Raw genomic sequence first — 10,357 nt, forward strand, 5'->3', positions numbered from 1 at the left:
AGAAAATGAGCTGGATCAGCACCCTCGCCGAGCTTCAAGAGCAAGGCCTGCCTTGCGTACTGGTCACCATCATCGACGAACGCGGTTCAACCCCGCGTAATTCCGGCTCGAAAATGGTGGTCACCGCCGAGCGGATTTACCAAACCATCGGTGGTGGTCATCTTGAATACAAGGCGATGGAAATGGCCCGCCAAATGCTCGCCAGTGGCTCCCAAAGCACGCGCCTGGAACGCTTCAACCTGGGCGCCAGCCTTGGCCAGTGCTGTGGCGGCGCAACAGTATTGCTGTTCGAGCCAATGGGCCAGCCGCAGGCGCAAATCGCCGTATTCGGCGCCGGCCATGTCGGCCGCGCCCTGGTGCCGCTGCTTGCCGGCTTGCCATGCAAAGTGCGCTGGATTGACTCACGTGAAGCCGAGTTTCCAGAGCAGATCCCAAGCGGTGCCGAGAAAGTGGTCAATGATGAAGTGGTCGATGAAGTCGATAACATGCCCGCCGGGAGCTACTTCATCGTCATGACCCACAACCATCAGCTCGACCTTGAGCTAAGCGCCGCAATCCTCAAGCGCGATGATTTTGCCTACTACGGCTTGATCGGCTCGAAAACCAAGCGTGCCAAGTTTGAACACCGCTTGCGTGACCGTGGCTTCAATCCCGAAGTGGTTCAGCGCATGCGCTGCCCTATGGGCCTGGGCGAAGTCAAAGGCAAGTTACCCGTCGAAATTGCAGTGTCGATTGCGGGCGAAATCATCGCCACCTACAACGCCCATTTTGGCGAGCAAAAGCACAGTAAATCCGCCGGCCCCATCGCTCAACTATTACCGGCTTCACGCCGCAACCACGCTTAATTCCAGTGCCGTCCGCCAAGGATAATGGCGGACGGTGACTACAGACTGCCGAGAACATTATGTCCAGCCCTGCAAAAGCTTACCGCGCCTCCATACTCCACAGCCTTGGCGACCCAGCGGTGGTAGGTATCGAACAATCCTATGAGTATTTCGAGGACGGTATCCTGCTCGTTGAAGACGGTCGCGTGGTGAAGGTCGGCCACGCGGCAGATTTACTCGACAAACTCAAAGGTATAGAGATTGTCGAGTACCACGATGCACTTATCACCCCCGGTTTTATCGACACTCATATCCACTACCCACAGACCGGCATGATTGCCTCATACGGCGAGCAATTGCTGGACTGGCTCAACACCTACACCTTCCCGACCGAACAGCAGTTCGCCGATAAAGCCCATGCAGCCGATGTTGCCGGTATATTCCTCAAGGAACTGTTGCGCAACGGCACCACCACCGCGTTGGTGTTCGGTAGCGTACACAAGCAGTCGGTTGATGCATTCTTTGAGGCCAGCGAAGCGCTCAACCTGCGCATGATCGCCGGCAAGGTGCTGATGGACCGCAATGCGCCCGATTACCTGACCGACACAGCCGAGTCCGGCTACGCCGACAGCAAGGAACTGATCAAACGCTGGCACGGCAAGGGTCGCCTGCACTATGCAGTCACGCCACGGTTCGCACCGACCAGTACCCCGGATCAACTTGAGCTGGCGGGCAAGCTGTATCATGAGTTCCCCGACCTGTACATGCATACGCACCTGTCCGAGAACCTCAAGGAAATCGACTGGGTCAAAGCCCTGTTCCCTGAGCGCACCGGATACCTGGATGTCTACGACCACTACAAACTCATTGGCGCCCGCTCGGTGTTCGCCCACGGCGTGCACCTGTGTGACGATGAATGCAAACGACTGGGCGAAACCGGCTCTGCCGTTGCCTTTTGCCCAACGTCGAACCTGTTCCTCGGCAGTGGCCTGTTCAACCTGAACAAGCTTGAACAGCATGGTGTTCGCGTCGGCCTGGGCACTGATGTCGGAGCCGGTACAAGTTTCTCGCAACTGCAATCACTGAACGAGGCTTACAAGGTGATGCAACTGCAGGGCAACAAGCTTGATCCATTCAAGTCGCTCTACCTGGCAACACTTGGCAGCGCCAACGCCCTGTATCTGGACGACAAGATCGGTAACTTCGCGAGCGGCAAGGACGCCGACTTTATCGTCCTCGACTATAAAGCCACACCGCTGATTGACTACCGCATGCAGCAAGCCAAAAGCCTGGAAGAGAAACTTTTCGCCCTGACGATCCTGGGCGACGACCGCGCCGTGAAGGAAACCTTTGCTGCAGGTCAATCAGTCCATCGTCGCGATTGAATCTGTCCGCTGCTGGCCCGGGCTCAAGCAGTGGACTCACGCTCGGCTATTGCCAGCCTGATGAGGCGAACGACCTCATCCACCTCATCAGCACTGGTATAACGCAACTCGATATAAGCAGATGAAGCCGAGCGCCTTGGATGCTTTATCGAGTTCGCCGGATGTTGCAAACCCAGCTGCTTGATCAGCGATTTGCCCAGCGCCAGATCAAGCTCATTGTCGTGGTGAAAATGGGCAATTTCCTTTTGGCCATGGTTTAGCGTAGTAAAGCCATCCGATCGCCCAGGCCAGACCACAATCTGCATGCCCGGCAAGCTTTCGATCGCCTCAAGCAATTGCGCCTTCAATGCATTCATCCTGTCGGCTGCCCTTGGTGATTGACTGGTTCAAACTGCGCCCAAGAAGTCCATCTTGCCAATTTTCACACCATTGTGGCGCAAGATCGCGTAGCTACAACTGATGTGAAAATAGAAGTTCGGCAAAGCAAAATGCAGCAGGAACATTTGCCCATTAAAGCTCAACTCGCGCGAAGGCAGCTTGATGTTGATGGTTTTGTCCTCGCTGCCATCAATCTGCTCCGGCTTGACGGTTTGAATAAAAGCAAGGGTCTTGGCAATCCGCGCTTTGAGTTCAGCAATGCTTGCCTCGTCGTCGGCATAGCTCGGCACATCCACTCCGGCAAGGCGCGCGACACAGCCTTTGACTGCATCGGTGGCGATTTGAACTTGTCGCGCCAAGGGGTACATATCGGGTGCCAGGCGGGCATTGACCAGCACAGTTTAATCGAAACCTTCAGCCTCGGCGTGTGCCAAAGCCTTATCGAGGATCGCTTCGAGATTGTTCAGCATACGGATAAAAACAGGAACACTGGCTTGGTACATGGACAACGACATGCTTATTACTCCACAACGGCAGGTTGATCCGAGCACATTACACCCGTGGCATTGCTCGCGCGAATTGATATTTCGACTCAAGAGCAAGGGATACCTTGGCCCTGTGCATTCGGCCGGCTAATAAAATCCTGAAATATTCGTTAGCAGGCTTTGTTTTCAGTTGTATGATGAGCCATCATCAAAAGAGGCTCTGGAAACGCCGCGATCGAAAAACGCAAAGGACTAAAAAGCCGAGCTTAGTGGGCCAACCACTCTGAGCAGCTTCCAACCTGGCGATACCTCGCGCAGTTGTTTTCTGGGGTCCGCGATCTTCCGCCGCCATTGCCAATCTGAGCTGCCAAATGACGACCGAGCCGACATCTGCAGACAACTCCACCTTGCAGATCCTGACTATAGTATTTTTCACCTTTATCAGCTTCTTGTGCGTTGGCTTGCCCCTCGCTGTACTCCCCGGCTTCGTCCTGTATGACCTTGGCTATAGCTCGGTACTGGCCGGGGTGGTTATTGGCACACAGTATTTTTCGACCCTGCTGACTCGACCTATATCCGGCTCTATCGCCGACCGCTTGGGCGCCAAACGAGGTGTACTTTATGGCCTTGTTGGCTGCTCGATAAGTGGCGCTGTAACCCTGATCGCCACTTCCCTGATTGCCTATCCACTGGCCAGCTTGATATTACTGATACTCGCCCGGATCATCCTCGGTGTATCCCAAGGCCTGGTCGGTACAGGTTCGATCAGTTGGGGCATCGGCAGGGTCGGCGCGGAAAACACTGCCCGGGTGATTTCCTGGAATGGTATTGCATCCTATGGAGCAGTAGCGCTCGGAGCTCCCCTGGGAGTGATGATGGTGTCCAGCCTCGGCCTCTGGAGCATAGGCAGCCTGACGTTGGCTCTTGCTGGCGGATCATTTCTGCTGGCCCGCATCAAAACCCCGGCGCCCATTATTCAGGGGAAGCGCCTGCCCTTTAGCAGCGTGTTTCTGAAAGTCGCACCAAACGGCGTGGCACTTGCACTTGGCTCAATTGGCTTCGGCACGCTGGCGACGTTTATCACCCTGTATTACGACAGCCGTGACTGGGATAACGCGGCGTATTGCCTGAGCGCATTCGGCGCCGCGTTTATCCTCGCTCGCCTATGGTTTTCCAGTGCAATCAAAAAGCGCGGGGGCTATCGCGTAGCAACCATATGCCTGTTTATCGAGTGCGTTGGCTTGATGATGATCTGGCTTGCACCCACCCCATGGCTAACCTTATGTGGCGCCGCCCTCACCGGCTTTGGCCTGTCACTGGTCTATCCTGCGCTGGGGGTCGAAATCATCTCGCATATTCCGCCTGCCAGCCGCAGTTCGGCACTCGGCGCCTACGCAGTATTCTTTGACCTGGCATTGGGCACCGCCGGCCCTCTTATGGGTGCCGTTGCCGGTCATTTCGGCTTCGGCTCGATTTTTATGGTTGCCGCCTGCATGGCGCTGCTCGGCATGCTGCTGACCCTGGTATTGCTAAGCAGAGATAGCCGCTCAAGATTGGGCTCGGCCTAAAACAGGAACATAAAGATGAACCGCCAACAAATTGCTGCATTTTGCCTGCAGTTGCCGGGCGCCCGTGAAGACTTCAAATGGGGCGAAAACCAGGTATTCTCCATTGCTGGAAACAAGATGTTTGCGATCCTTAACTTCCTTGGCGGTAATCTCGCCTTCAAGGTCGATAAAGACCTGTTTCTCGGCTTTGTTGATCGCCCGGGAATCCGCCCCGCCCCCTATCTGGCCCGCGCGCACTGGATCAGCATGGACTGTGATCAGTTGCCCATCGGCGATCAAGAGCTGCGCGAACTGCTCACCCGCTCCCATCAGCTGGTGGTGGCTAAATTGTCAAAGCGCAAACAGCTTGGCCTGCTGATTGACCTATAAACACCGGATAAAGTGGCCGAAGTACTCGCCACCCAAGACCAACCAATCAAACCAGAACAGTTGATGGGCCAGGATGATCAGCCAGAAAATCAACTGGTAGGCACCTTTTCGGGTTTTATGCCGAAAGCATTGCTGGGCAATCAAGGCGCCAGGCCAACCGCCGGATAACTCAACCATGTGCAATGTGGTTTCCGGTATGCGCCAAGCCCCACGCATGGCTTTGGCTTTGTCACTCCAGTACTGCACGAAGCTAGCCAGGCTCATCAGTCCATAAGCCACCAATATCCAGATAAAACCAGCCTTGAAAAACAACTGGAAACTGCCAAACAGTGGCAAGGCGCATAGACAGGCGAACACCAGGGTTTTGAACCCAAGGTTTTGCATGGGCGCAGAGCCTTGGCGCCTTGGCGGCCTTGAAGCCTTCTTTATTTCAGGCTGCGGCTTGCGCGGCTTGCGACGAATACTGGGCTGATCAAGGGACAACTCCCCGGCAAGACGCAGGTGCTCGGCTCGAATTCGTCCCTTGTCATCTCTACTGGCGATATACAACACCTTGTCACCCACAAGCGGGCGACGATCACCGCGCATTGCCGAAATATGAGCGAACACCTCCGGCCCGCCCAGCTCCGGACGGATAAAACCAAAGCCTTTGTCATCGTTCCAGCTCTTGATCGAGCCATGTACTTCCATGATCAAACAGTCATCCCCGGCACATCACAACTAACCATTCTCACGCGCGCTGGCACGCAGGGCATTTTGTTCCGCAACAGGCAACTTCAAATAGGCTTTGGGCGTAATGCCGATATGCAAACGAAAGCATTTATAAAAAGCAGACAGTGAGTTAAAGCCCGCCGCGAAGACCAGATCATCAACCTTGGCTGACGGCGGGAGCAGTTCGACACTCTGCAGTAAATGCTTGAGCCGCTCATGATTAACATAACGGTAGAAGCTTTGGCCCAGTACCTGATTCAACAGATAAGAGATCTGATTGCGGCTATAACCCGTTTCGCTCGCCACTTGCTGGAGATTGAGCCCCGGGGCCAAATAGGGCTGCTTCTGGGCGAAATACTCTTGCAAGTCCAGCGCCAGAATGCCCAGTTGGCGTGCAGACAGCCCCAGTCGACTGGTGGCTGGGCGGCTGTCCGGCTCATGCTGACCGTCATGCTGTTCGTGGATCAACGACGCGTATTCGTTAACCCGCCAGATCAGCCCGTCCCGAACCGTGATCGCCTCGCTTGAGCGAAACGAAACCAAACCGGGACCGCCACGTAAAGTAATCCGGTACTGGATAAACGCCGTGTCATCATCAAAGCGAATTCGGTCGGTGTGTTCAAGCACCTCCTGAGGCGCAAGCGGCATCGAGCTGCGCACATACTCACGCAGCTGCGTGAAGTGAAACACCTTGTTCTGAAAGAAATCACTGTACTCAACATCCGGATGATAGAGCGCCATCACCGCATCAAGGTCGCTAGCCTTCCATGCCAGATGATAGCGCTGCACCACCTGCTTGGTGATACTGGCTGTTGAGCCGGATAACCTTGTGCTCATAGATGACTCACTAACTAGCCCTGAGCGGTGCTCCAATCGATCATATGCAGTTGCCAGGTTGCCAGGATCAGCAGCCCGAAACCGATCCGGTACCAGGCAAATACCGCATAACTGTGGTTACCAATAAAGCGCAGCAAGGCACGCACTGCAATCATCGCGAAAATAAACGAAGTCACAAAGCCAATGGCAAATACTGGCAGATCCGCAGGTTGGAACAAATCACGGTACTTGTAGCCGGAATACACTGCCGCACCGACCATGGTCGGCATGGCCAGGAAGAACGAAAACTCGGTGGCAGCTTTACGTGACAGGCCAAACAGCAAACCGCCAATGATGGTAGCACCGGACCTGGACGTGCCGGGAATCATCGCCAGGCACTGGGCGAAACCAATCTTCAGTGCATCCTTCCAGGTCATGTCATCAACCGTTTCAGCATGGACCTTGTGTTTGCGGCGCTCGGCCCAGAGCATGACGACACCACCGATGACCAATGCCGTAGCCACGGTAATCGGGTTGAACAGGTACTCGTGAATCAAGTCGGCAAAGCACACGCCAAGAATAACTGCCGGGAAGAATGCGATTAACAAGTTGCGGGTGAACAGTTGTGCCTGAGGCTCTTTAGGCAAGCCGATAACGACATCTAAAATCTTCTTACGGTACTCCCAGACCACCGCCAAGATGGCGCCAAGCTGGATAATGATATTGAACGCCATTGCCCGCTCACCACCGAAACCAATCAAGTCTGCAACGATGATTTGGTGCCCGGTGCTAGAGATGGGTAAAAACTCGGTAATGCCTTCAACCACACCCAAAATAAATGCCTGTACGGCCAACCACACGTCCATCCGAACTCCCAATGTGCGCGGAGTAATAACCGCGCAAGAATAAATGATTGAAGCATTTCTAGCGTTATCGACAGGGCTTGAGCAGCACGCCCCACTACCGCAAACAAATTATCCGTTAACCCTCAGGTTTCTGCGTTTCGGGCCGAAATGCTAACAGAGAATTAGCATTTTAGAGCCGGTTACTTGATCTTTACTCAGGCTGCTTGATTCCAATCAGCATCAGGCATAGGGAAATGCCAAGACAACACCATCGAGCTCCCATAATAAGAATTAGGAGTTTCTCCATGAGCAGCTTACGTAGCCTCCCCATCAGCCGTCGCCTGTGGTTGATACTGATTGTCGCAATCATCATGTTATTGACCCTGGGCAGCGTTTTGCTCAAACAAATTCATGGTGACCTGTATGCAGGCAAAAGCGAAAAAACCCAGCACCTCGTACAAAGTGCAACCGGTATCATGGCGCATTTCCATGCCTTAGAAACTGCGGGAACGCTCAAGCGTGAAGAGGCACAGAAACAGGCATTGGAAATAATCCGTGGCCTGCGTTACGACACCAGCGAATACTTCTGGGTTAATGATCTGACCCCGACCATGATCATGCACCCCACCAATCCCAAACTTGAAGGCCAGAATCTATCGACCTTCAAAGACCCTGACGGCAAAGCTTTGTTCAATGAAATGGTGAGCATCGCTAAAGCAAAAGGCGCCGGTCAGGTCGATTACCGCTGGCCAAAACCAGGGGCAAGCGAACCAGTACCGAAAATATCCTACGTACAGCTTTTCGAACCCTGGAGCTGGATTATTGGCTCTGGCGTGTATGTCGATGACTTGCAGGCTGAGTTTTCAACCCAGGCCATACGTGTTGTCATAATCAGCTTGACCTTGATGCTGCTGATGACGCTCGTTGTCACACTGATAGCCCGTAGCATTTCCAAACCGCTAAATCAGGCGGTAAGCGCAATGGCCAATATTGCCAGCGGAGAAGGCGATTTGACGCGCAGCCTTGATGCACAGGGCAATGATGAACTGGCTGCATTGGCTAGGCACTTCAATGCTTTTACAGACAAGCTACGCCAGGTGATCAAGCAGTCCCTTGGCTCCGCCTCGGAGCTTACTCAGGCAGCGCAGTCACTCGATAGCGTGGCAACAGACGCGCATAACCACAGCCAACAACAATCGCAGCAAATGGAATTGGTGGCCACTGCCATAAACCAGGTGTCCTATGCGGTCCAGGATGTGGCAAAGAATGCAGAGCATGCTTCTTCCGAGGTTCTCGCAGCCGAGCAACAAGCTGCTCAAGGCCAGGACAACATCCAGTCCAGCCTGCAACAAATCGAACATCTGTCGGCGATGATCGACCGCGCCGTTACCGTGATGAACACGCTTGCAGAAGAAAGTACCCAGATTGGCAGCGTGCTTGAAGTCATTCGCTCGATCGCCGAGCAAACCAATCTATTGGCGCTTAATGCTGCAATCGAGGCTGCTCGTGCCGGCGAACAAGGCCGCGGCTTTGCCGTGGTTGCCGATGAAGTGCGTTTACTGGCACAACGCACACAAAAATCCACGGCAGAGATCCAGGCCATGACCGAACGCTTGCAGAGCAACTCGCAAGCAGCAGTCAAGGTCATTAATGAAAGCAGCCAGGCATCACAACTGACCATTGAACAAGCTAATTTGGCCGGAAGCAGCCTTGATCAAATAGTCCACTCACTAAAGAACATAACCGGACTCAACGCCTCTATTGCCAGCGCAACACTGCAGCAGTCCCATGTTGTTGAAGACATCAATCAAAATGTCACGCAGGCTACGGGCCTGGCCCATGAAAACGCGACTGCAGCGCAACATTCAAATAAAGCCAGTGAGCATGTTGGCCAGTTGGCCACGCAACTCAGTACATTGCTCGGACAGTTTCGCGTATAAGCGCCATGCTGCAACCCTGCAATCAACAGCGCATGGCGGTTGGCTTGAGCAACCACCATGCGCTACGCACAGTTCATCGCTATTACTCGCGGCGTAACACCCGAACTTATTCAAGCTGTTAAGATAACCGCAATCAGGCGGTACCCAGTTACTGCTAAAGAATTTTGTCGCGATGTATTGTAGAGAGTAGATCTGTGGAATTGTTTAAAGAGTTCATGTTTGAAGCGGCGCACCGCCTTCCCCACGTTCCAGATGGCCACAAGTGCGGACGCCTGCATGGGCATTCCTTCAAGGTTGCGGTCTACATCGAGGGTGAGGTTGATCCGCATACTGGCTGGATCCGGGACTTTTCTGAGATTAAAGCCATCTTCAAGCCGCTTTATGAGCAACTTGACCACAACTACCTTAATGATATTCCTGGCCTTGAGAACCCCACCAGTGAAGTGCTGGCGAAGTGGATCTGGCAACAACTCAAACCCTTGTTGCCAGAACTGTCACGCATCCGCATCCATGAGACATGCACCAGTGGCTGCGAGTATCGCGGCGACTAAGCCATCTGTGCCGTCAATAAACAGCCACCGCGAGGTGGCTTTTTATTGGCTGGGTATCGGCCTTGACTGACTACTCTTGGTTGTCAGCCTGGCTGCCTGGCGATGGGCATGCAGTGCTGTGCAGTCGTGCTTTTGTTTGGGGCAAAGAGAAACCCCAGACCATTTATATGATCTGGGGTTTCGGTATAGGCGCTTGACGATGACCTACTCTCACATGGGGAAACCCCACACTACCATCGGCGATGCATCGTTTCACTACTGAGTTCGGGATGGGATCAGGTGGTTCCAATGCTCTATGGTCGTCAAGCAATTTGTTTGAAGCCTCGTCTTGGACGCTGCTTCGAATCGGGTATGTGATGTTTGTAGTGTTGCAAACTTTCGGTTTTATCAACTTCTGTTATGACACTCAAACAGCAAATTGTTTGGGTGTTATATGGTCAAGCCTCACGGGCAATTAGTATGGGTTAGCTCAACGCCTCACAGCG

Annotated in this window: 10 protein-coding genes, 1 rRNA gene and 2 pseudogenes; 7 read left to right on the plus strand and 6 right to left on the minus strand. The window is 53.8% G+C overall.

Translation table 11 applies throughout. The features are described from left to right. Positions 1 to 5: 5 nt before the first annotated feature. Both xdhC and guaD read left to right on the plus strand, forming a co-directional pair. A complete protein-coding gene (xdhC, locus tag CHB79_RS19735; RefSeq protein ID WP_089361137.1) occupies positions 6 to 845 on the plus strand; it encodes a xanthine dehydrogenase accessory protein XdhC in 840 nt (279 codons plus the stop codon). Between the two features lie 59 nt (positions 846 to 904). After that, complete coding sequence (guaD, locus tag CHB79_RS19740; RefSeq protein WP_089361138.1) at positions 905 to 2,209, plus strand: guanine deaminase; 1,305 nt, start codon at positions 905 to 907, stop codon at positions 2,207 to 2,209. 23 nt (positions 2,210 to 2,232) lie between these two features. On the opposite strand, the gene CHB79_RS19745 is transcribed toward guaD, so the two are convergent. Together CHB79_RS19745 and CHB79_RS19750 are read right to left on the minus strand one after the other, a co-directional pair. Next, positions 2,233 to 2,565, minus strand: coding sequence for a luciferase domain-containing protein (locus tag CHB79_RS19745; RefSeq protein WP_089361139.1), 333 nt, complete (start codon positions 2,563 to 2,565; stop codon positions 2,233 to 2,235). Between the two features lie 30 nt (positions 2,566 to 2,595). After that, a pseudogene (locus CHB79_RS19750) lies at positions 2,596 to 3,102 on the minus strand (DUF1993 domain-containing protein). 341 nt (positions 3,103 to 3,443) lie between these two features. Here CHB79_RS19750 and CHB79_RS19755 point away from each other — a divergent pair. Together CHB79_RS19755 and CHB79_RS19760 are read left to right on the plus strand one after the other, a co-directional pair. Then, positions 3,444 to 4,640 (plus strand): MFS transporter, encoded by a 1,197-nt coding sequence (locus CHB79_RS19755; RefSeq protein ID WP_010490278.1) that lies wholly within the window; start codon positions 3,444 to 3,446, stop codon positions 4,638 to 4,640. A gap of 15 nt (positions 4,641 to 4,655) precedes the next feature. Further along, on the plus strand, positions 4,656 to 5,009 hold the full coding sequence (locus tag CHB79_RS19760; protein WP_010490279.1) for an MmcQ/YjbR family DNA-binding protein: 354 nt from the start codon (positions 4,656 to 4,658) through the stop codon (positions 5,007 to 5,009). Here CHB79_RS19760 and CHB79_RS19765 read toward each other — a convergent pair. The 3 genes from CHB79_RS19765 to CHB79_RS19775 are packed head-to-tail and all read right to left on the minus strand — an operon-like array spanning position 5,004 to position 7,402. Beyond that, positions 5,004 to 5,699 (minus strand): DUF1294 domain-containing protein, encoded by a 696-nt coding sequence (locus CHB79_RS19765; protein WP_089361140.1) that lies wholly within the window; start codon positions 5,697 to 5,699, stop codon positions 5,004 to 5,006. The genes CHB79_RS19760 and CHB79_RS19765 overlap by 6 nt on opposite strands. A 30-nt stretch (positions 5,700 to 5,729) precedes the next feature. Further along, the gene (locus tag CHB79_RS19770) at positions 5,730 to 6,557 is read right to left on the minus strand and encodes an AraC family transcriptional regulator (RefSeq protein ID WP_089361141.1); all 828 of its coding nucleotides are present in this window, start codon (positions 6,555 to 6,557) and stop codon (positions 5,730 to 5,732) included. A gap of 14 nt (positions 6,558 to 6,571) precedes the next feature. Continuing rightward, entirely contained in the window at positions 6,572 to 7,402 is an 831-nt protein-coding gene (locus CHB79_RS19775) for an undecaprenyl-diphosphate phosphatase (protein ID WP_089361142.1), read from the minus strand. 350 nt (positions 7,403 to 7,752) lie between these two features. On the opposite strand from CHB79_RS19775, the pseudogene CHB79_RS22465 reads away from it, so the two are divergent. The 3 genes and pseudogenes from CHB79_RS22465 to queD form a co-directional block, all read left to right on the plus strand. Continuing rightward, a pseudogene (locus tag CHB79_RS22465) lies at positions 7,753 to 8,466 on the plus strand (cache domain-containing protein); the annotation flags it as partial. Positions 8,467 to 8,586: 120 nt separating this feature from the next. After that, positions 8,587 to 9,321 carry a methyl-accepting chemotaxis protein gene (locus CHB79_RS22470; RefSeq protein WP_425439615.1) on the plus strand — a complete coding sequence of 245 codons (735 nt, stop codon included), beginning with the start codon at positions 8,587 to 8,589 and terminating at the stop codon, positions 9,319 to 9,321. A gap of 194 nt (positions 9,322 to 9,515) precedes the next feature. Continuing rightward, the gene (gene queD / locus CHB79_RS19785) at positions 9,516 to 9,872 is read left to right on the plus strand and encodes a 6-carboxytetrahydropterin synthase QueD (protein ID WP_089361144.1); all 357 of its coding nucleotides are present in this window, start codon (positions 9,516 to 9,518) and stop codon (positions 9,870 to 9,872) included. 191 nt (positions 9,873 to 10,063) lie between these two features. On the opposite strand, the gene rrf is transcribed toward queD, so the two are convergent. Then, positions 10,064 to 10,179: ribosomal RNA gene (gene rrf, locus CHB79_RS19790) — 5S ribosomal RNA — on the minus strand. Positions 10,180 to 10,357: the final 178 nt, after the last annotated feature.

It is taken from the genome of Pseudomonas segetis (assembly GCF_900188155.1).
In the GTDB taxonomy this organism is placed as follows: Bacteria; Pseudomonadota; Gammaproteobacteria; order Pseudomonadales; family Pseudomonadaceae; genus Aquipseudomonas; species Aquipseudomonas segetis.

Bases quoted from the DNA above. Each gene is read 5' to 3' on its own strand.
- CHB79_RS19745 (WP_089361139.1), bottom strand. From the start codon at position 2,565: ATGAATGCATTGAAGGCGCAATTGCTTGAGGCGATCGAAAGCTTGCCG.
- CHB79_RS19775 (WP_089361142.1), bottom strand. From the start codon at position 7,402: ATGGACGTGTGGTTGGCCGTACAGGCATTTATTTTGGGTGTGGTTGAA.
- guaD (WP_089361138.1), top strand. From the start codon at position 905: ATGTCCAGCCCTGCAAAAGCTTACCGCGCCTCCATACTCCACAGCCTT.
- xdhC (WP_089361137.1), top strand. From the start codon at position 6: ATGAGCTGGATCAGCACCCTCGCCGAGCTTCAAGAGCAAGGCCTGCCT.
- CHB79_RS19760 (WP_010490279.1), top strand. From the start codon at position 4,656: ATGAACCGCCAACAAATTGCTGCATTTTGCCTGCAGTTGCCGGGCGCC.
- CHB79_RS19770 (WP_089361141.1), bottom strand. From the start codon at position 6,557: ATGAGCACAAGGTTATCCGGCTCAACAGCCAGTATCACCAAGCAGGTG.
- CHB79_RS19755 (WP_010490278.1), top strand. From the start codon at position 3,444: ATGACGACCGAGCCGACATCTGCAGACAACTCCACCTTGCAGATCCTG.
- CHB79_RS22470 (WP_425439615.1), top strand. From the start codon at position 8,587: ATGGAATTGGTGGCCACTGCCATAAACCAGGTGTCCTATGCGGTCCAG.
- CHB79_RS19765 (WP_089361140.1), bottom strand. From the start codon at position 5,699: ATGGAAGTACATGGCTCGATCAAGAGCTGGAACGATGACAAAGGCTTT.